20 protein-coding genes are annotated in these 21,114 nt (G+C 44.3%); 15 read left to right on the top strand and 5 right to left on the bottom strand.

Features of this window, described 5'->3' with window-relative positions:
• The first annotated feature begins 229 nt into the window (after positions 1 to 229).
• Positions 230 to 1,360 carry an FUSC family protein gene (locus tag AAEY83_RS08655; protein ID WP_025646702.1) on the top strand — a complete coding sequence of 377 codons (1,131 nt, stop codon included), beginning with the start codon at positions 230 to 232 and terminating at the stop codon, positions 1,358 to 1,360.
• A 46-nt stretch (positions 1,361 to 1,406) separates the two neighbouring features.
• Here AAEY83_RS08655 and aroE read toward each other — a convergent pair whose 3' ends face one another.
• A complete protein-coding gene (gene aroE / locus AAEY83_RS08650) occupies positions 1,407 to 2,243 on the bottom strand; it encodes a shikimate dehydrogenase (RefSeq protein WP_025646701.1) in 837 nt (278 codons plus the stop codon).
• Positions 2,244 to 2,617: 374 nt separating this feature from the next.
• Here aroE and AAEY83_RS08645 point away from each other — a divergent pair, with 374 nt between their 5' ends.
• Positions 2,618 to 3,298, top strand: a complete 681-nt coding sequence (locus AAEY83_RS08645; protein ID WP_351058895.1) for a hypothetical protein — start codon at positions 2,618 to 2,620, stop codon at positions 3,296 to 3,298.
• Positions 3,299 to 3,301: 3 nt separating this feature from the next.
• Positions 3,302 to 4,345 carry an aminotransferase class IV gene (locus AAEY83_RS08640; protein WP_025646699.1) on the top strand — a complete coding sequence of 348 codons (1,044 nt, stop codon included), beginning with the start codon at positions 3,302 to 3,304 and terminating at the stop codon, positions 4,343 to 4,345.
• 7 nt (positions 4,346 to 4,352) lie between these two features.
• On the opposite strand, the gene AAEY83_RS08635 is transcribed toward AAEY83_RS08640, so the two are convergent.
• The gene (locus AAEY83_RS08635) at positions 4,353 to 5,180 is read right to left on the bottom strand and encodes a DNA-methyltransferase (protein ID WP_025646698.1); all 828 of its coding nucleotides are present in this window, start codon (positions 5,178 to 5,180) and stop codon (positions 4,353 to 4,355) included.
• A gap of 2 nt (positions 5,181 to 5,182) precedes the next feature.
• Positions 5,183 to 5,431, bottom strand: a complete 249-nt coding sequence (locus AAEY83_RS08630; protein ID WP_025646697.1) for a hypothetical protein — start codon at positions 5,429 to 5,431, stop codon at positions 5,183 to 5,185.
• 78 nt (positions 5,432 to 5,509) lie between these two features.
• Here AAEY83_RS08630 and AAEY83_RS08625 point away from each other — a divergent pair, with 78 nt between their 5' ends.
• The 5 genes from AAEY83_RS08625 to tmk all read left to right on the top strand — a co-directional run bounded on the left by AAEY83_RS08625 (position 5,510) and on the right by tmk (position 9,938).
• Positions 5,510 to 5,776 carry a helix-turn-helix domain-containing protein gene (locus tag AAEY83_RS08625; protein WP_264673191.1) on the top strand — a complete coding sequence of 89 codons (267 nt, stop codon included), beginning with the start codon at positions 5,510 to 5,512 and terminating at the stop codon, positions 5,774 to 5,776.
• The gene (locus tag AAEY83_RS08620) at positions 5,760 to 6,596 is read left to right on the top strand and encodes a DNA adenine methylase (protein ID WP_025646695.1); all 837 of its coding nucleotides are present in this window, start codon (positions 5,760 to 5,762) and stop codon (positions 6,594 to 6,596) included. Before AAEY83_RS08625 ends, AAEY83_RS08620 begins: the two co-directional genes overlap by 17 nt.
• The gene (locus AAEY83_RS08615; RefSeq protein WP_025646694.1) at positions 6,589 to 7,878 is read left to right on the top strand and encodes a type II restriction enzyme; all 1,290 of its coding nucleotides are present in this window, start codon (positions 6,589 to 6,591) and stop codon (positions 7,876 to 7,878) included. Before AAEY83_RS08620 ends, AAEY83_RS08615 begins: the two co-directional genes overlap by 8 nt.
• A gap of 71 nt (positions 7,879 to 7,949) precedes the next feature.
• Entirely contained in the window at positions 7,950 to 9,233 is a 1,284-nt protein-coding gene (gene mltG, locus AAEY83_RS08610) for an endolytic transglycosylase MltG (protein ID WP_025646693.1), read from the top strand.
• A gap of 63 nt (positions 9,234 to 9,296) precedes the next feature.
• Positions 9,297 to 9,938 carry a dTMP kinase gene (gene tmk, locus AAEY83_RS08605; RefSeq protein WP_025646692.1) on the top strand — a complete coding sequence of 214 codons (642 nt, stop codon included), beginning with the start codon at positions 9,297 to 9,299 and terminating at the stop codon, positions 9,936 to 9,938.
• A gap of 128 nt (positions 9,939 to 10,066) precedes the next feature.
• Here the strand turns inward: tmk and AAEY83_RS08600 are convergent, their stop codons facing one another.
• Complete coding sequence (locus AAEY83_RS08600) at positions 10,067 to 12,385, bottom strand: cation:proton antiporter (RefSeq protein ID WP_025646691.1); 2,319 nt, start codon at positions 12,383 to 12,385, stop codon at positions 10,067 to 10,069.
• Positions 12,386 to 13,345: 960 nt separating this feature from the next.
• Between AAEY83_RS08600 and AAEY83_RS08595 the strand changes: the two genes are divergently transcribed.
• The 6 genes from AAEY83_RS08595 (at position 13,346) to AAEY83_RS08570 (ending at position 18,685) form a co-directional block, all read left to right on the top strand.
• Complete coding sequence (locus AAEY83_RS08595) at positions 13,346 to 14,785, top strand: Do family serine endopeptidase (protein ID WP_025646690.1); 1,440 nt, start codon at positions 13,346 to 13,348, stop codon at positions 14,783 to 14,785.
• A 264-nt stretch (positions 14,786 to 15,049) separates the two neighbouring features.
• Positions 15,050 to 15,955, top strand: a complete 906-nt coding sequence (gene dapA / locus AAEY83_RS08590) for a 4-hydroxy-tetrahydrodipicolinate synthase (RefSeq protein WP_025646689.1) — start codon at positions 15,050 to 15,052, stop codon at positions 15,953 to 15,955.
• A 118-nt stretch (positions 15,956 to 16,073) separates the two neighbouring features.
• A complete protein-coding gene (locus AAEY83_RS08585; RefSeq protein WP_025646688.1) occupies positions 16,074 to 16,406 on the top strand; it encodes a hypothetical protein in 333 nt (110 codons plus the stop codon).
• Positions 16,407 to 16,649: 243 nt separating this feature from the next.
• Positions 16,650 to 17,363, top strand: coding sequence for a phosphoribosylaminoimidazolesuccinocarboxamide synthase (gene purC, locus AAEY83_RS08580; RefSeq protein ID WP_025646687.1), 714 nt, complete (start codon positions 16,650 to 16,652; stop codon positions 17,361 to 17,363).
• A gap of 311 nt (positions 17,364 to 17,674) precedes the next feature.
• Positions 17,675 to 18,322: a DNA-3-methyladenine glycosylase gene (locus AAEY83_RS08575; protein WP_025646686.1), complete on the top strand. Its 648-nt coding sequence runs from the start codon at positions 17,675 to 17,677 to the stop codon at positions 18,320 to 18,322.
• A gap of 51 nt (positions 18,323 to 18,373) precedes the next feature.
• Positions 18,374 to 18,685 carry a YqfO family protein gene (locus AAEY83_RS08570; RefSeq protein ID WP_025646685.1) on the top strand — a complete coding sequence of 104 codons (312 nt, stop codon included), beginning with the start codon at positions 18,374 to 18,376 and terminating at the stop codon, positions 18,683 to 18,685.
• 161 nt (positions 18,686 to 18,846) lie between these two features.
• On the opposite strand, the gene AAEY83_RS08565 is transcribed toward AAEY83_RS08570, so the two are convergent.
• On the bottom strand, positions 18,847 to 19,476 hold the full coding sequence (locus tag AAEY83_RS08565) for a PepSY domain-containing protein (RefSeq protein WP_025646684.1): 630 nt from the start codon (positions 19,474 to 19,476) through the stop codon (positions 18,847 to 18,849).
• A gap of 272 nt (positions 19,477 to 19,748) precedes the next feature.
• Here AAEY83_RS08565 and AAEY83_RS08560 point away from each other — a divergent pair, with 272 nt between their 5' ends.
• Positions 19,749 to 20,456: a ZIP family metal transporter gene (locus AAEY83_RS08560; RefSeq protein ID WP_025646683.1), complete on the top strand. Its 708-nt coding sequence runs from the start codon at positions 19,749 to 19,751 to the stop codon at positions 20,454 to 20,456.
• Positions 20,457 to 21,114 lie beyond the last annotated feature (658 nt).

Raw genomic sequence — 21,114 nt, 5'->3', positions numbered from 1 at the left:
CGCTGCTATGACAATTATGATAGACCCAGTATAAAGAGTCTGTCGCCACAAATATACCATTTATAAATAATATTCATAACTAATAAATTATGATATTACTATTGGTTATGATAAAAGGTGAATGGGACACAGAAAATGACAGCTGCAGTTCAGTCAAATATAACATAGTTCTTGTCGCATCAGAGTCATGGGATAACTCAAAGGTAGAGGGTAATTTAGGGTTTCATATATGTCAGTTAAGTACAGTCGCCATGTCTACTACCGCTTGTTGCAGCGGCTATGGGTGACTATCAAGCGTTTGATTAGCGGTGAAGTTGAGCATTTGATGGCTGTCAATCAAAGCCGTCGGCCTTGGCATATGCCCCTTATCGCTGCTATCGCGATTAGCTTTCCGGTATTTGTGGGAGCGTATTTTGAGGCGCTATCTGCCGGGATTAAAGCTTCGCTTGGGGCAATGATTATTCTAAACTTGCCCTTTGGAGGAAGCTTGCCGCAGCGTATGGTGACGGTGATGGCTTGGGGTTTTGCGATGGCGTTATGCTTCGCGTTGGGGCTTATCGCCCAGCAGCTGGCTTTTATTAAGATTCCGGTATTTGCGTTAGTGGCTTTTGCTATTGTGATCTTTGGGCGCTACTACAACCAGCCGCCGCCGGCCGGACTGTTTGTGATGATGTCTACCGCTATCGCCTTATTTATCCCTGTACCTTTGACGCACATTGTCGCAGCGACTGGCCTTGTGATGCTCGGTAGCGGTTTTGCTCTTATCATGGCGCTGCTGTACTCGCTGTTTTTATTAGCGACACGCAAGCGCACTAATCTACCAGCTCAAAGCTATCAGCCGGAGACAATCAGTGAAAGTATCATGGTGGCCGGTTTTGTCAGTCTAGCTTTGTCCATCGCTTTAGTGCTCGCGATGCCTTATCCGTATTGGGCGGCGGTGAGCTGCTTTATTATTATTCAAGGTATTCATCTACGTACCATGTGGATTAAGCAGTTTCATCGTCTGCTCGGCACGCTGATAGGCATGGGAGTGGCGGCATGGATGCTGTCTTGGCAGCTGACATTGTGGCAAGTCGCTGCCGCTATCTTGGTGCTGATGCTATGTATTGAGTCGTTAGTCGATCGCCATTATGGTCTTGCAGTGGTATTTATCACGCCATTGACCGTGTTTATCGCTGAATATGGCAGTGGTCTACCGCCCTCGCAGCAGCTCTATCAAGAGGTCATCCAAGCACGAATGCTAGATACTGCGCTCGGCTGTATCATTGGCCTGATAGGCGGTATGGCGATGCAATCTGCAAAGCTGCGGGCCCCGCTACACCGCTTAGAGCGCTGGCTGTTAGCGCGTTTTGGGGTTTAGAATGTTTAAAGTGCTAAGTGCTAAGTGCTAAGTACTCTAAAACGCTTTACGCCGATGGTGGTTGCAAGTCTATTGTCGCTGCCGCAACCTCTACCGCTCGTCCGGTCCAGCGCTCAAAGCTTAGCGCTGCTTGATTGATAAGCATACCGTAACCATCCGACACTTGCGCGCCGCGCCGCGCAAAGTGCTGCAAGAACGGCAGGGCGCGCCCGTACATCATATCGTAAGCATAGTGAGTGTTCAGACTATCCGCTATCGGCAAAGTGTCCCCTGTCAGACCGATGGAGGTAGCATTGATAATCAAGTCGAACTCGCCAGTCAGCTCCGCCGTCGTACAAGTCGCAATCGCCTGCCTCTCAATCGTTTGGCTCGCGGCGCTAAGCTCAGTGACTAGTGTCTGCGCTTTACTCAAAGTGCGATTGGCAATCGTTAAGGAGGCAATACCTGCTTCGATAAGCGGCAGCACCACGCCGCGCGCCGCGCCGCCTGCGCCAATAATCGCCACACGCGCGCCATCAAGCGGCCAGCCTAAGCTTATGATGTGATTGACCAAGCCTTGACCATCGGTGTTGTCACCATAAACTGCGCCGTCTTTTATTAGTAACGTATTGACTGCGCCTGCCACGCGGGCATGTTCAGATAGCCCTCCTTGCGTCTGACAGTGACTAAAGGCGATTTGTTTAAACGGTACAGTGACGTTAGCGCCCACGCCGCCGCCATAAAAAAAAGCCTCTACTACGGCGACAAAGCTGGCTTCATTATCTGGACAATACTGGCGCTGATAGCGAATATCGATATCGGTTTGGACGGCAAAAGTCTGATGAATTTCAGGGGATTTGCTGTGGTTAATGGGGTTGCCGATAACGACAAAGTGCTGAGTCATTGCGAAAATCCTGTTAAGCGAGTTTGAAAGCGGTACTGGTTTTATTCCTAGTTTTGTTGTTACTTATATATCTACTTATATGTCTACTTTTGCATGGCTACTTTTGGGCTAAAGAAGCGTTTAGGGATGCAGTAGCGCTCAGTTATCATAAGCGATAGGTCATTCTTTGACAAACGGGCATTACCAGCGGTCAGTTGTCAGCGGTGATAAATCAACAATACCGTTAACAAAACTGTACTCGCTCGTAGTGTTATCGGTAACCTAAAGGCTAGTCAAGGCTGCAGCAGTTGGGTAAACTAGCAGCATTGAGTTTTTGGTAAAACCCTATTTAAATCAAGCCGGTCGAGGACTCGACATTCAATATTCTAGATAAGATGAGTAAATTGCCCATGCAGAAAAACAGCCTTCAACCTTTGATGGTCAGTATGCTAATGATAGCGGGTGTCTCTTTGAGCGCTTGTAATGACTCAAACCCAAGCGCAGAAAGCGAAGCTTCGGTGTCGTCAACCACCGAGGAGGTCGCGACCGAAGCGCCTACCGATTCAACAGACGCCGCCGATCTCGATGGCGCGGTCGCCAGTCAAGGAAACCCTATCAGCTATGATATGTCCAGTTGGGGCAGTACCGCGGTCGAACCAGTAACGATTGACGAGCTAGATAATATCCAGTCAACTTTTGGCTCAGTGGTCACCACCGACAAAAACAGCCTCGATTATGCCAGTAACCCGGCGACTAAGTACCGCTTTATGCAAGCTGATGAGCCGTATCTAGATATTATCGACTCGCAGAAGTATCTAGAGCTGGGCTGGTACTATGCCAATCCTACCGATACAGATAAAGAAAAAGAGCTCAGTCAGGCGCACGCCCAAAAGGCCTACACACTAGTCCGTCAGCTGATGGGTGATGAGGGTGGCCGCGTGCTCGCTGATATGCTCAACGGTCAAATCGTCAAAAATAAAACCGCAGGCGGCCAAACCATTGAGCTTGCCAAATGTGAGTTTTATAGCTGTATGATTATCTTTAATAAATCAAAAGCGCAAGCGAGTGCAGGCTAAGCGGTGAGCAGTATCGACAGTACTGACAGTCTAAAAAGTGCTGATAGGCTAGTAGAGGGCTGGTACGCGCTTTATCCGCCAGCAAATAAGGCGGCGATAGCCTCAGTAGATCCGAAACCAGTGACTATGTCTTTAGACAATCGCGGTTTGGCTTATGGCGATGGTTTTTTTACTACTATGGCGGTGCGCGATGGTCAGGTGCTGTGGGCGGACTATCATTGGCAGCGGCTAGCGAGTCATGCCGTAGCCCTGCAGCTTGATATTGCGACGCCACACTTAGTCTCTAGCCTAAAAGCTTACGCGCAGCAGCTACAGCAAGGGGTGATGAAAGTCATCGTCACTCGCGCGACCCAATCGCTACGTGGTTATAGCTTTGCTGCGGATGCAGCGGGCAATGCTTGCGAGATTTGGCTCAAGCTTATGCCTAGCGAGGGGCAAAGTGCGACTGATCAAAGCGCCACTCATAAAACAGCTGGCTCTCACGATACCTTAGATACCTTACTGCTGCCAAATGGTGCTCCTGTTATTCAGCAAGCGCCGCGCCGCGCCGTTTGTCTGACTTCACAAATCGCTGTACTGCCGCCTACTTTGGCAGGACTAAAATCGTTAAATCGTCTCGATAATGTGCTGGCCAGTGGCGAGCTTGAGCAGATTAAGGCGAGAAGCCCTAATGCCGAAATAGGTGAGGGCTTGTTACGTGATATGAGCGGGCAGTGGGTCGAGGGTGTAATGAGCAATGTCTTCTATCAGTTATCTGGCTCTCATACTACGAGCAGTGGTCAGCAAGAGGATGTTAACAAGGATAGAAACTATCTCACTGATGGCCAATGGTACACGCCGCCGATGACGCGATCGGGCGTGGCTGGGGTCATGCGCCAAGTGCTTATTGATAGTTTAGCTGAGACTCAAAACCCGGTGATTATGAGGTCAGTTGGTGATAATGACTTGCTACAAATTAGCCAAATGTTCTTTTGTAATGCGGTGCGCGGTGTCATGCCTGTATCGAAGCTTACTTTGCTATCGGGGCAGGTGGTTGAGTTTGGTTAAACTCTCTTCAGATGTCAGTTTTATTCAACAATCTATAAAAATGCTTTTTGAAAAACTCTTTTCTACCATCCTCTTGTAAATCCTCATACCGCGCCTGACTCAGTTTTAGATAGTCGAACTCCTGCTCAATACCAATAAAACGTCTCTCCAAAACGTGACCAGCAATACCTGTCGTTGAAGAGCCTGCGAATGGATCAAGTATTAGCGCATCTTTTTTAGTAGATGCCAAGATAATCTGTGCCAGTAATGCAAGCGGTTTTTGTGTAGGATGTTTGCCACATGATTTCTCCCACTTAGCTATGGCAGGTAAGCGCCATACATCTTTCATTTGCTTGTCATTATTTAAGCGTTTCATTAAGTCATAATCGAAATAATGCGGTACCTTTGGATATTTACGTGCCCAAATGATAAATTCGGTTGAATGAGTGAAAAACCGACAAGAAAAATTGGGCGGCGGATTGGTCTTTTCCCATGTAATAACGTTCAGTATCTTAAAACCTAGCTGCGGCAAGATACGTCCTAAAGTAAATATATTATGATGCGTACCACTGACCCAAATCGTAGCGTTATCTGCCATTTTACCTCGAACAGCAGATAGCCATTCATAGGTAAAAACATAGGCGTCATTATCACTAATAAGCTTGTCCCAATCGCCTTTATTGACCGATTGAATTTTGCCGTTCTTTACGGTTTGCCCACCATTGGATAAAAAATAAGGCGGATCAGCGAAAACCATATCTACATCATTTTCTATCTGAGGAATAACGGTCAAGCAATCCCCTTCAAGTAAACTAAAATCTGAATTACTACTTATAAAAAATGAACGACTTTCCATGTCTATTCCAGCATATCAGCTAAAAAGTGAAGGAGTTTAGGTAAATCAAACTCACCCTCTGCAAACCCATACTGCTCGCAATCATCTGGAATAACAACAGTTTGGCCAATAAATCTCTTATCATTGCTAATGATACGAAGCATATTTACTAACTCGTCTCTTACTATCAGAGGCTGTGTATCATCTAATGTTCCCTTAGCCGACGAAGAGATAGAGTCAATGTTTATAGTAAGATTCTCAATACTAATCATAGCTAAATCCTTTAAATAACTTATAAGAAGTAATTCGCAAATGACACTTATTGTGTGTAGTTAAAGGATACCTAACTCTTGAAAATAACGCAAATGAAAAAACTAATCTTAGCAAGCTTTGGCAAACGTATTCGCACACTGCGTAAAGCTCGTAATCTCAGTCAAGAGCAGCTGGCTGAGTTAACAGGCTTTCATCGTAATTATATTGGTATGATAGAACGAGGTGAACGTAATCCCGCACTAGTCAATATTGAAATTTTTGCTGATGTATTTGAAGTAAGTATATCTGAGCTATTCAACGATAATGTATTTATAAAAGAGGTCGATAATGGCGAAGAAAAATAAATTGGTGATGCCTTTTTTAAAGTGGGTTGGCGGAAAGCGTCAGCTTATGACTGATATAGAACCTTTACTACCTAAACGTATCTCAACTTACTATGAGCCGTTTGTTGGTGGAGGTGCTGTATTTTTACACACACAACCAAAGAAGGCAGTTATAAACGATTATAACTCTGAGCTTATCAATGTGTATGAAACTATAAGAGATGATGTTGATGCACTTATTGAACATCTAGCTACTCACGTAAATGAGTCTGAATATTTCTATCAAATTAGAGCACTGGACAGACAAGATTTCTTTGACGAACTATCGAAAGTAGAGCGTGCTTCACGTGTAATTTATCTAAATAAAACCTGTTTTAATGGTCTTTATAGAGTGAACGGCTCAGGTGAATTTAATACACCTTTTGGACGCTATAAGAGTCCTAATATTATTAATGAAACTGTATTGCGGGCTGTAAGTCACTATCTACAAAAAAATGATATCAAGCTACTTAGTGGAGATTACCAAGACGCTCTGAAAAATATACGTAAAGGTTCATTTGTTTATTTTGATCCACCGTATGATCCTATTTCTAAAAGCTCAAACTTCACAGGTTATGTTCAAGGTGGATTCGGCAACGATGAACAAATTAGACTCAGAGACACTTGTATGAAACTAAATGAGAAAGGAATTAAGTTTCTTCTATCTAATTCTGCAACTGCGTTTATGAAAGAGCTTTACCAAGATTTTGAAGTTATAGAGGTGGGAGCTAGTCGTCATATAAATTCTGTAGGAAGTAAGCGAGGTGAAGTAAAAGAGATTTTGGTAAGAAACTATGAGTAAAACCAAAAGCAAAAATGATATTGCTTGGGAAAAAATATTTGAAGATTACTCAATATTGGATAGTCTAAAAGGTAGCGACTCCTTTAATATTACAGCTTCACAAATAAACGAATATCGTGAAGCTAGATTAATGACGAAATTCGATTTTCAAGCCCAGTTACCTGAGATTTTTAAGAATAATAATTTAGCCATTTTACCTATTACTAGAGGTAGCTATATCATAGGTAAGTTCAATTTATTTACAAAAATAAAAAACTCAAAGAAAATAAAAACAATTGGTGCTAAAAAACCTGATCATATTGAGTCTATAGATATTGAAAATATAAGTAGCGAAACTACGGCGCTTCTCTGTGCAAATATCTGTGAGATATTGACTTCTTTTTTTGAAGAAGAGAGTATAACTCACGTCATAGGTGGCAGGATGGGTTCTGGAGATTTTAATTTTGAGGTTTCTAATGTCAAAATTGAGGTTTCGAAATCTCAAATTGAAATTGATGGTGGTTTCGAGTCTGATACATCAATTTATCTAATTGAAGTAAAGAATTTAATACATGATGACTTCTTGATTAGACAGATTTACTATCCTTATAGAGTTTGGACTAAAAAGCTAGAAGAGAGAGGTATAAATAAGAAAGTACGCAATATATTTTTGACTTATTATGATGGGGTTTTTTATTTGAGAGAGTATGTCTTTAGAGATATTAATAAGCCAGACTCTATAGAAATGATAAAAGAAGGGAAGTATAGTATTGTGAAAGACTCTTTGAGCCTAGCGCGACTGAAAGAAATAGTTGATAATGCAATATTCGTAGAGGAGCCAAATGTGCCTTTTCCTCAATCTAACGACATAGATAAAACTATAAATCTTTGCGAACTTCTTTTCTACAAAAATACTAAAATGTCTAAAGAGGAAATAGCGAAAGAATTCCGTTTCGTACCAAGACAAGCTGACTATTATGGTAACAGCGCACTGTACTTCAATCTCGTCAACTATAGCGAAGATAAAAGATATAATCTTACCGAATTAGGCGAAAAAATATTTAGTAAACCAATTGAGCAGCGACAATTCGAGCTTGTAAGTTTAATCATGAAGTACGAACCATTTAATATCGTGATGAAAAGCTATTTAACTAATGGTGTTTGTCCAACAGTAGAGGAAGTTAAATCTCTAATAAGGGACTGCAAACTGCATGGTGTCGGTAAAGATAAAACAACGTTTGGTCGAAGATGTTCCACTGTTATTACTTGGACTAATTGGATATTAGATAGAGTAGAGGTCTAAAAACCTAAATACCATTGAAAAGCTTACGGTTCAATGCTAAATTCTAGCAAACTTCTGCCCTTTGAGTTGCCATGAGCACGCCGACCCCCGAAAACCCTGATAACAAGCCTAATGATAGCGCGGCTACTGAGTCAAATGCTAAGAGAGTCGACTCGTCACCCGTAGAGCCAACCGCTGAGCGTGACGCCACTGATGACCTAGACAAAGCGCCCGCGACCGATGTGTCGCTGATTAGTGGTGGCAGCAAACCGCGGCGCTACAAAAAAGATAATCCATCGTTTTTTATGCAGCGCGGCTATCAGATATTGTTAGTGCTCGGGCTGATTGCCGCTTTCTTGCTAGTGATGGTCTATCAGACGCTATTTGGCCGTATCACGCAGCCGGCACAAAAAGTCACTATCGAGCAGGGCGATACTTATTATGGCTTGCTACCGCAGTGGCAAAAAGAGATTCCACTGTTTTCTGCCAGTATTGCCAAGTTATATATCAAGTCGCAAGTCGATGCACCGCTGCACGCCGGGATTTATCCGTTACCTGAGAACCCAACGATTGCAGAAGCCCTGCATATATTTGGTCAAGGCGCAAAAGTGGCGATGGTCAAAGTGCAAGTGATCGAAGGCAAGACTGCAAGCGATCTGTATCAGAACTTGCGTGACAATGAAGGTATCGTCAAAGAAGTGCTAGTTGAGGGTGCAGATAATGCCAGTATTGCCAAAGCGCTAGATTTGGCCGGAATACTGCCCGAGTCCGTGACCACGAGCGACGACCCTATCGTCAATCATAATCTTGAAGGCTGGTTTACCCCAGATACTTATTATTATGGGGAAGGCGCAACCGACACCCAAGTGTTGACTGATTTGTATAAGCGCCAGCAGCAGGCATTGACTGAGGCGTGGGAGAACCGCGCGCCAGATCTGCCTTATGAGAGCCCTTATCAAGCACTGATTATGGCCTCTATCATCGAAAAAGAAACCAGCATAGCCGATGAGCGCCCGCTAGTATCCGCGGTGTTCAATAATCGCCTAAAACAAAGCATGCGCCTGCAAACAGACCCAACGATCATCTATGGTATGGGCGATCGCTATGATGGTAATATCCGCCGTAAAGATATCGATGAAAAGACGAGCTATAACACCTATCAAATCGACGGCTTACCGCCAACGCCAATCTCCTTACCGTCGCCAGCCTCTATCGAAGCGACTTTGCATCCGGCAGATAGCGAAGCCTTGTACTTTGTGGCGACGGGCAATGGCGGTCATAAATTCACCAATAGCTTAAGAGAGCACAATAACGCGGTGCAAGAGTACCTCAAAGTGATGCGCGAGAAGAAATCACAAACCCCGCCTGGCGAGTAATAATATCGCTCAATCAAGCTCAAATAAGCATAAAGATTGGCTTAGGATGATTTAAGGAATAATGTGACAACAACAGTAGGTCGGTTTATTAGTTTTGAAGGTACAGAAGGCGTTGGTAAGACGACCGCTATCGAAGGCTTATGCCAACGTTTGCAGGCAGCGGGTATCGACTACGTACGTACTCGTGAGCCGGGCGGTAGTCCATTCGCTGAGCGTCTACGCGCCATCTTGCTCGATCCGGCGACTGATATCAATGACGATACCGAGCTACTACTCCTCTTTGCCGCGCGCGCGGATCATCTGCAGCAAGTTATCCTGCCTACACTGCAGCGCGGCGCTTGGGTGATTTGTGATCGCTTCACCGACTCAACCATCGCCTATCAAGGCTATGGCCGCGCCGATGGCGATCAGCGAGTATTAGCAAAAATCGACAGTCTAATCACTCAGTTTATCTCGCCACTGCCAGAGCTGACGCTATGGCTGGATCTACCGGTGCTAGAAGGTATGGCCCGCGCTGGTAAACGTAGCAAGGCTGATCGCTTCGAGCAGCAGGCTACGGCGTTTTTTACCCGCGTTCATCATGGCTTTAGTATGCTGGCTATGCAGCACCCTGAGCGCATTGAGCGTATCGATGCCAGCGGCAGCAGCGATGAAGTGGGCGGGCGTATTTGGCAAACCGTGCAGGCGCGCTTTGATTTAGGCTAATCGCTTTTGCTAGGGTTTTCTTAACCAAGGACTCAATAAAAACGCCAACTCAAATCAAGGAGTTGGCGTTTTTTTATGCAAGCTTATAACGATCACTTGTCCTGATAAATAACAGGGTTAAGCACCAGTTATTTATCAGTACTGTTTTTAGCAGGACTGTTTTTAGCAGGATTATTGTTAGCAGAACTATTGCTATCTGTACTACCCGGCAGACGGTTAGGGTCGAGCGAGCCTGACTTGGTCTTGGGTGCTTCCCCGCTGACGTTAGTGCCAGTGTCAGTCTTAGTCGTCGCTTTGGCGTTATTTGACTTTACGCCTTTGTTTACTGTTGCTTCTACAGCTGGGGTAGCCGGTTTTGCGGTGGTTTTATCAGCAGCAGTGATTTTATCAGGAGTATTACCCGCCTTAGCGGCTTTACTCTCATTGACTTGAGAGCTGTTGTTTTCAGTGTCGCTGGCAGTTTTAGTACCAGCGTTGTCAGCGCTATCTTCCTTACCAGTAGCCGTGCTCGCTTCCTTATCAGCCGCTTGTGCTTCAGTATCGGCGGTTCCGTCTGCTACTAGCTCTTTTTCTTTGCGTTTTTCAGGCGCTTTATAGCGGGCCTCAAAGTCTGCATCGGCTGCAGCACGCGCTTGTTCTTGCTTAGCTGTAACGTCTACTGGCTTTGGCTTGATGCCATCATCGACGACTAAGGCGATAAGCTTACGATCGCGCGGCACACTACCATCGAACTTATCAGTGATGACGTGTAGCTTACCTTCTTTATCGATCGTGTAGAGCGGTACAAACTGCTTGTTATCGGCCTTATACTGCTCATAAGTATAACTGTCGGTGATATTTGTGATCTTAATCTTGGCTTTTTTGGAGAGCATGCTCGCTAATTTGGTATAAGTGACGTCTTTGCCAAATAGCCACTGCGAGCTGAAGTTAGACTGTTTGTCATCGCGCTCACTTTTGACTTTCTCTTCACTGAACTTGAGACGATACAGCTTACGCTCACCGAATTCGTGGCGATAATGAATCTCAGACAAAGTATTCATCTCTTTATCCATACTCATGGCAAACAGACGACCGATACCGATGAGATCAAGATGATGATCGGCGTGATCGGAGATAGGGTTACCAAAATAAGTTCGCAGCCCGCTCATACGTGCTTTGGCAATATTGGTATAGTTGTTATGAGCGACGATGACATCGAAGCCTTGCTCTTTTAAAGATGTCGCCACTAACAGCGCAATAGGGTTGGAACCGACGATCAAGATACCGTTAGTTTCAGGCTCACGCACGCCCAATAAGTTACCGACGAATTTGGCTCCTAAGCCTTGAATCATCACCGTACCGATAATCACCATAAAGACTAAGGGCACTAATAGCTCAACGCCTTGAATATCATACTCTTGTAGACGAATAGCAAACAGTGAGGATATAGCTGCGGCGACAATACCACGCGGGCCAATCCAACTGATCATCAGCTTTTCATTGGTCTTTAGGTTAGAGCCAATAGCAGAAGCCCAAACCGACAGCGGACGCGCCACTAGCATCACAATCGCTAATAATACTAATCCTGCAAAACCGACACTGAGCAGGCTTGAGAGCTCAACCCGCGCGGCAAGGATAATAAATAGCACAGAAATCAGTAGTACCGTCAGCGACTCATTGAACTCTAGAATGGTATCGCGTGGGAATTTAGGCCAGTTAGCCAGTGCCACGCCTAGTACCGTCACAGTCAACAGCCCAGACTCATGCTCTAGATGGTTTGAGACCGAAAACAGCACCAACACAAAGGCTAAGGTAAAAACATTACGTAAAAACTCAGGTATCATGTGGCGGCGCATCAAAAAGGCGAGTACCCAAGCCCCTATGAGTCCTAAAGCAGTCGCTAGTACCACAATCTTGGCAAATAAAAGAATGCTGTTGGCTTGTCCGCCTGAGATGATATATTCATAAACCAAAACGACGGCAATAGCGCCGATAGGGTCAATGATGATACCTTCCCACTTGAGAATGTTGGAGATGGTCTTATTAGGACGGACGCTGCGCAGTAGCGGCATAATCACTGTCGGCCCAGTGACACAAACGAGTGCACCGAACAGTAGCGCAATCAGCGGATCGACATCGAATAACAGATAAGTTGAGAGCGCAACGATGGCGATAGTAATGAGCACGCCAACAGACACTAGCATCTGTACGACCGTACCATGCTGCTTGATCTCATCAAACTCTAAGGTCAAAGAGCCCTCAAAGAGAATGATCGCCACCCCTAAAGAGATAAAGGGGAACATCAGCTCACCTAGCACCAAATCAGGATCGAAAATACCAAGAATAGGTCCAACGATAATGCCAATTAATAATAAAAACAAAATGGACGGCTGCTTTAAATACCAAGCTAGCCATTGGGCGGCAATGCCGGCGCCAACTACGCCAGATAGTAATAGGGCGGTATCCATAAATTAATCCTTTTTATAAACCTGTCACACATCACAGATTAGCGTCGGTTTAATACTGCCATAAAACGCTAATGAGGTTTTATTTTAAAGTTAAATTTTAGCCTGACCACAATCAACACGCCCTAGTCATAAAATACAATAATAATGAGTACAAACTCTAGCACAGGGGGACACTAAAATAACGGCAGAAATAATGGGTTAACCAATACGAATCATTTGACACTAGCTATTATAGAAAACTAAAAAGCCGTTGTAGACCTTTTCAATGTAAGGCTTGTCATCAAGGGCATACAGTAGGGCATCTATGTTAATAAAGTACATTTACGCTTTTAATAAAGTACATCTACGCTCATAATAAATATAAAAAGATGAAAGCTTACTTTTGTTTACCATAAATAGTAATCGGTTTATCATAATAGCATGATTTTATTTTTGTTGTATCAGCACCCGACCAAGCGGATAGTCATTCTTTAGTCATAAGAGCGTTAATGGCCAAGGCGTCGGCGACAATGACTCAGCAAGACCCTGACAAACAACACTCAAACGACAATTAAATGACAATCAGACGACACTATGATTCAGGTAAAAATTACCTCATACTAGGGCGTGTTGAACATTCGACCATGGCACTGACAGAGACTATTTTTTAGGCGATTTGCAGATAAAAATGGTAAGTTTAGTCGTTCTAAGCGTCTATTTTTATCAATGAAGCGGCAAAAAATAGTCCTGTCCCTGTTGTTGTCGTGAGGGCTGATGCTAAAATCGCCCTAGTCGTTGTGAAAATCTAGCCAATGCAATAAGCATTACCTGCAATTTTAACGACGACTAGAACTATTTTAGCGATCAGCAGTGCGCATTTGTGAATGTTCAACACGCCCTAATAGACGTTTTTATACGATAAGTTGATATCAAACACAAAAACCGCAAATAATAATACGAAGTTAGCACAAGGGGAAGAATATGCAGGAGAAAATGGCCAATTATAACCTCAAGTCTTGGTGGCAGCGCAGCTTATTAGCTGTCGCGATAGGAGTCAGCGCCGCTACTATGAGTCCTTTAATGGTTACTCCTGCCCAAGCTGTGGTCGCTAGTACGGACTTCTCAGATTTAGTACAGCAAGTGACGCCAGGGGTGGCTCGGGTCAACGTAACGACTAATATTAGTGACGAGGAGCTGGCTCAAGCGCAGACAGCAGAGCTGCTACGTCAGTTCTTTGGTGATCGCCTGCGTCTGCCAGACCGGCCAGCCACGCCCGCTATCGAAAACGCTTATGGCACCGGATTTTTTGTCACTAAAGATGGGTACATGCTGACCAACCATCACGTTGTTGAAGGTGCTGATAAGATCACTGTGACGCTCAATGATCGCACTGAGTTAGATGCGGTGCTCGTAGGTAGTGATGAGCGCTCAGATGTTGCTGTCTTAAAGGTTAAGGGCAGTCAGTTTCCGGCTTTGAGCATTGGCGACTCCAATCTGCTAAAAGTAGGGGAGCCGGTACTTGCAATAGGCTCGCCTTTTGGCTTTGATTATTCTGCTTCAGCCGGCATCGTAAGTGCTAAGTCGCGCAGCTTTTCACGAGAGACAAGCGTGCCATTTATTCAGACGGATGTCGCGCTCAACCCTGGTAATTCCGGCGGCCCGCTCTTCAATAAACGCGGCGAGGTCATCGGTATCAACTCACGTATCTTTAGTGGTACTGGCGGCTACATGGGGCTATCGTTCTCTATTCCGATGAATGCGGCGATGGATATCTATGAGCAGCTCAAAACCAATGGTGAGGTGACGCGCGCTTACTTAGGTATTTATCCGCAAGATATCGATCGCAACTTAGCAGAGGTCTATCGGTTATCGCGGCCACAAGGGGCGTTATTGACGCGAGTATCGCCAGACTCGCCAGCGCAACGAGCCGGACTCAAAACGGGCGATATTATCTTGCAGTATAATAAGAAGCCCATTATACGCGCTGATGATTTGCTAAACTTACTGAACCGCGCGCGCCCAGACGATCCTTTCCAAGTCCAAATCCAGCGTGAAGGTAAGCGCCTGATGTTGACCGGCAAGCTCAGCCGAGCGCCGGGTGATGTACAAGCGCAAAGCCGCGATAAGCAGAACAATGAAGTACAGCTCGGTCTGCGTCTACGCGACTTGACCACCGATGAGCAAGCACAGCTTGACTCAGACAGTCAGGTTGGTGTGTTAGTGACCGCCGTTGATCCTACCGGTTTGGCGGCGCGCTCTGGCATTATGGCAGGCGACATCGTCACTAATCTCCACCAAAAGCCGATTAAGACGGTGACTGATTTTACTAGCGCTATCTCCTCACTACCTAAGCAAGGCGTCGTGACTATTGAGGTTGTACGCCAAGGCATTCCCGCTATTATCGGTCTACGTATAGAATAGGGCTTGTTTGTCACTGTTAGAGGCTCTTATAATGACAGCTTTTATAAGAGAAGCGCGTCATTTTAGTAAGGCTTACAAGCGAAGCTGGCTACAATGAACAGCTAGAATTGACAACTAGTCTCGCAAGTAAAATATGCTACACTATCGGGCATTTAGTTATACGTGCAGCTATCAATAGCTATCAATCACAAATACGTTCAAACGATAACATTGGCTTCATATAAAAATGCTAATGTTACCGCAAAAAAACAGTAAGGCATGGTTATGAGTACAGCATACGACGATATCAAAACCCAATTACAAGGCTCTATGGTAGCCTTAGTCACGCCTATGCATCCTGATGGTAAGGTCGATTATAAGCGTCTCGCAGATCTCATAGATTGGCAAATCGAGCAAGGCACGCATTGCTTGGTAGCAGTAGGGACAACTGGCGAGTCGGCCACTCTATCCGTACCTGAGCATAGCGAAGTGATTCGCTTCTTCGTCAAGCATGTCGATGGCCGTGTTCCTGTGATTGCAGGTACTGGCGCTAACAGTACCGATGAAGCTATCAAGCTGACTCAAGAAGCCTCTGACGCCGGCGCTGACTGTGCGTTACTTGTCGCGCCTTACTATAATAAGCCGCCTCAAGAGGGTCTGTATCAGCACTATAAAGCTATCGCTGCCGCAGTCGATATGCCGCAAATGCTCTACAATGTACCAGGGCGCACTGTTGTCGATATTAGTCAAGAGACCGTTGAGCGCTTAGCCGACATTGATAACATCGTCGCTATCAAAGACGCAACAGGCTCAGTTGGACGCGGTGAAGCGCTGATAAAAGCTGTCGGCGATAGATTAGTGGTCTTGTCTGGTGATGATGGTACTGCGCTTGATCTTATGAAAGTCGGCGCTAAAGGTAATATCTCAGTCACTGCCAATGTGGCACCAAAAGCGATGAGCGAGACTTTTGCCGCCGCCTTACGTGGTGATTTTACCGCTGCCAAAGCCGCTCATGACGTCATCGAACATCTGCACCGTGATTTATTCATTGAGTCCAGCCCTATCCCTGCCAAATACGCGCTACATAAAATGGGTATGATCGATAAAGGGATTCGTTTGCCACTCGTTTGGCTCGCTGAGTCGCATCATGCGACTATCGATAAAGCCTTGGTAAAAGCAAACTTAATCTAGTATTTACGCATCAGCTTGTGCAACAGTACAAACGCGTATTTAATGCTAGACACGCAGTCAATATCTAAGCGTAATCACCAATGAGCGCTAATGCTTAAGACAACACAGAGACACTATGATGAAAACATCATTACATATCCCAAAATCACACCTCTCTAAAATCACTCCGGCTCTGCTGACGGCTCTGTTAGGAAGTACTTTAGTGCTGAGCGGTTGCCAGTCGCTAAAAGAGTTTGTGGGAAAACGCGACAATGGTAGCTTGGACTATCAGCAAAGCCAAAAACTTGCGCCGCTACAATTGCCTGCCGATGCACAAACAGCGCCATTTGTACCGCTATATCCAACGCCAAATGCTGGGGTTAATACGCTCAATTTAGAAAACGAAGCGGGCAAGCAGTACCAATTACCAAAACCTCAGCGCACTGTGGCGACTACTGCAGCTACTGAGTAGATTATTTTTCATTCTATTATTTTTCACTCTAATAGTGTCTACATAGTCTGTTCAAAACCATAAACGCACGAAACGTTGTGTGTGCTGTTGCTATATCCCTTTGCCGGACGGCTAGCGTTCGGTGTTCAGGGCTTAGGGGTTATCATCAGCATGCTAGCTCTAGCTGTACTGATGCTTTTACATTGAACCGGCTATCACTCTTTTAGATATCTTATATAAGTTTGCAAGAACAGGACTCTTATCATGCAAAAACAACAACTTTTATACAAAGGTAAAGCCAAATCAGTCTATGAGACTGAAGATAACGATCTGCTCATCTTGCACTTTCGTGATGATACCTCAGCGTTAGATGGTAAGCGTATTGAGCAATTAGCGCGTAAAGGTGAGGTGAATAACCGCTTTAACAGCTTTATTATGCAAAAACTCAGCGAAGCGGGGATTGAGACCCATTTTGAGCAGCAGTTGTCTAGCGATGAGGTGCTCGTCAAACGTATGGATATGCTGCCCGTTGAATGTGTGGTACGTAACTATGCTGCCGGCAGTCTAGTGCGCCGTTTGGGATTAGAAGAAGGCCAAGAGTTGACGCCGCCGACCTTTGAGCTGTTTTATAAAGATGATGCGCTAGGCGATCCGATGGTGAATGAGTCGCTAGCCATCACTTTGAACTGGGCCACTGAGGATCAGCTCGCCAAAATGAAAGCTTTAAGCTATCAGGTCAACGACGTACTAAAAGCGCTATTTGATCAAGGTGATTTGATCTTAGTCGACTTTAAATTAGAGTTTGGCGTCTTTCATGACCGTATTGTTTTAGGTGATGAGTTCTCACCTGATGGCTGCCGCATTTGGGATAAAACCACTAAGAAAAAGCTCGATAAAGACCGCTTCCGTCAATCGCTTGGCGATGTGATTGAAGGCTACGAGGAAGTGGCAAAGCGTATTGGTGTACCTTTAGACTAATGCCAATACTGAGCTTTAAATACTGCGGTTAAATACTGATATCACAATAAAAACTGAGCTTATAAGCTCAGTTTTTTTATGCAAAATTTTACTTAATTGTGCTCAAACTGTGACCGTTACAGTTCGCGATATTGCTTATAATAAGAGCTATTATTTGATGCGGATAAAAGCCTATAGTCTATTAAAGATAAAACTGTCATCAATTCAAATGCGCTACTGGTATACATTTTTCTTGCGTGCTGCTATCACAGAGGCTGCGGAAAATTCACCCCAGTAGCGCTATAACACTTTTAAATTGAGTTTACTATATCATGTCCAAAGCGAAGACAAACTCGATTATCCTAGAGCCTTCTTGGTTTGCTCGGCCAACTTGCGTAGTGGCAGCGGACTTGATTGGCAAAGTCTTATGCCGACGCATAACTGACACAGATAGCGTACCAAAAGTACTGCGCGTGCGCATTACTGAAACCGAAGCATATATAGGAGAGCAAGACGGCTCAGTTGCTGCGCACTTAGCGAAAGGCAAGAAAGGCAATTCGCTAGCCGATATTATGTACGCTGAGGGCGGGGTCTTCTACACTTATCTGACTTATGGAGTGCATCTGATGCTTAATTTAGTCAGCGGTACGGCTGAGTCCCCAGATTCGGTGCTGATAAGAGCTGGGTTTTTGGCTGAAGATAGCGAGCGTCTGCTTGAAGAGCAAAATTTAAGTTCTGATAAGCAGCTCACTCATATCAAACAGTTCGCAGGCCCAGGCAAATTGACAAAGCGCTTGCAAATTGACCGTGCGTTATACGGCTCCTCGATTGCGCCTGAGTCTGGCGTTTGGATTGAGGATGATGGCTGTTTGCCGCCTGTATCGCTACGACCGCGTATCGGCATCGATTACGCAGGCGAGGCGGCAGACTGGCTACTACGCTATGTATGGACGGCTCATCCGTCACTGTCAAAGAAGTAAACTATTTAAATAAAAGCCATTAAAAAAGACCATGTAAACTAAGGATACATCATGTATAAATTGACCGTTTTTATTCCAGAGGAAGTGCTAGAGAAGGTTAAAGCGGCGCTATTCGCTGCTGGAGCTGGCACTATTGGCAATTACGAGCAGTGCTGCTGGCAAGTCAAAGGAGAGGGGCAATTTATGCCAATGGCAGGTAGTAATCCGCATCTTGGTAGTCAAGATAAGCTTGAGAAAGTCGCTGAATGGCGTGTTGAGATGGTGGTTAAGACGTCAATGATAGCAGAGGTGATTGAAGCCTTAAAGCAAGCGCATCCTTATGAAACTCCTGCTTATGACGTGCTAGAAGTGTTGGATTTTTGACGATTAAAGGAGCTCGGTAGGTATAAAAAAAGGGTCAAATAGCAGCTAAAAGCTTATCTGACCCTCAGCATCAAGACTGTATGGCATAACAGCGATGCAAAAGCGTATCACTCTATCTATTATTTATCTTGTACTTATTTAGCTTGTACTTAGCTTGCTGATCAGTCTTTTTCTATCTTAATGACATTTAGATTTGGATAGCTCAGCAGAATCTCATACTCTTGCGAGCCTTTTTTGGCCTCAATTTCAAACACGCCGCGATTGTTTCGCTCATCGAGTTCGATATCTTTGACACGGTACCCCATAGCGCTCACCTTTTTGATAGCGCGCTGCCTAACCGCTGAATAGCGACTTTCTTGTTTTATTCTATCTTCGACATCATCATAGCGCTTATTTTTTTTGTACTTCTTATTACCTTTTTTATGGTCGTTATCTCGCCAGACTTGCTCCCATTGCTTTTTATTTGAATTGAGCAGTTTTAAATTGGGATAAGAGTAAGTAAGCTCGTAAGCCTGATTATTCTTTTTTGTATAGGCTTTAATCACTTGCTTACCGCGATAAGTATCGGGTCTGATATCCATTAACTGATAGCCTTGGCGGCGTAAGTCTTTACGTAGCTGTTGTCTGGCACGATTATAGTTGGCGTTTTTATAGCCATCATTGGCCTGATATATCGGCTGATTACCGTAGCCTGGACTGGCAACCGTACAACCAGCTGACATGCCAAACAGCGTTAAGATAAGACTTGCTGAGAGTAGATTTTTAAATGGGAGAGTAGGGGGTGTTTTCATATTTCTGGCTCCTGATCCTAGTAGCGACTTGTTCCTTATCGCTTAATAAATAGCTTTGAAACATTTTCTTACACCTTATAGTAGTTCATAAAAATTGATAATAAATGTCTTGTAAGTTATCAAGTTGTAAACAAACCAACAGCTTCAGTAATGAATACGAGTATTCAGTGATAACCGTATTGCCAAAACCCCTTTTTTCCTCAAAACTACTCAAAAACAAGCCTAATCATCAGGTGAATAATACTAACGGGACGGTGTAGGGAGTCTTAGCTATGCTATTTAAGCTCATTTTATATTCAGGCTTTGCCGGAGCAACAGTGTTCATTGGCGGACTATTGGCCAATTTGTTTAACTATCATGTCAAAGATAGTCCTGTTAAATACGAGATTACTCATACCTTAATGTCGTTTGGCGCGGGCATTATATTGTCGGCATTAGCGCTAGTATTAGTGCCAAAGGGCATGGAGGAGCTGAGCGTCTGGGGCGTGACAGGCTCATTCTTACTAGGTGCGATAGTGTTTATGGCTATTGACTATCAACTAGCAAAGTCTGGCGGACAGCAAGCGACGCTACTAGCGATGCTAATGGACTTTATCCCTGAATCGATCGCCCTCGGGGCAGTATTTGCTATTGAGCCACAAATGGCTGCGTTATTAGCGGTGTTTATCGGCCTACAAAACTTACCTGAATCTTTTAATTCATTTCGTGATTTGGTTCAAAGCGGTTTTAGTGTCAAAAAGACCTTGGCTATTTTCTTTGTACTGAGCTTCTTTGGCATACTATCAGCACTAGCCGGGCACTTTTTATTAAGTGCGCATCCTGACTTAACCGCTCATCTAATGACCTTTGCTAGTGGCGGTATCTTATATCTGCTGATTCAGGACATCATTCCTGAGAGCAAACTTGCCAAAAACTATCTGACGCCGCTTGGAGCCACATTAGGATTTTTAGTAGGAATATTAGGTGAAATGCTGCTCTGATAATACGGCTTTGATGAGGTAACTCGCTGTCTTTATTAAATATTAGATTTTGTCTTGTAAGCATATGCTTACAAGCATTGACGCTAACACCTCTTAACAGTTCGATTACATTTTGGCACTATAGTCACACGGCATCAGGGAATGTGACTCAAGGATTGAGTTAACCGTATTATGGATAATATTTCAGTGATCTACGTCAGGACGACAAAGATTAGTGAAGTAAGGATGCATAACCTGTGCTGATGGTAGCGATACCAGTAGCTAGTTGTATTTAGAGCAGGATGCTCTACTATTGCACTATACTTGATGTACTGCAAGGATGCAGTGGAATGAGTCGTGATAGTTAACAAGGATTGTTAAAGATAAAACCGCATAACAATGATTGTTATGCGGTTTTATAGTTTTTAGTTTATCGTTTCTAATTTATCGTTTTTAAGCTGCAGTTTTTCAGCTATATTTTCTAAGTAATTATTTCTAATTTTTGTCTTTAAATAATAGCTTTTAAGTTATTGTCTCTCAATTATTATTGCTAATTCTCTACTCTTGAGCTGCATGTAATCGCTAGTCAAAAGTTATCTACGAATAGACCTCTTGCAAAAGTAGCAGAGGGAATTAAAATAAGAAGAACATTCATCGTTGTCTAAGAACCATGCCAAAC

The sequence above is a fragment of the Psychrobacter sp. TB20-MNA-CIBAN-0197 genome (assembly GCF_040309765.1).
Lineage (GTDB): Bacteria > Pseudomonadota > Gammaproteobacteria > Pseudomonadales > Moraxellaceae > Psychrobacter > Psychrobacter submarinus.
Note: the sequence above shows the minus strand (reverse complement) of the source record. Positions and strands in the feature narration are given on the sequence as shown.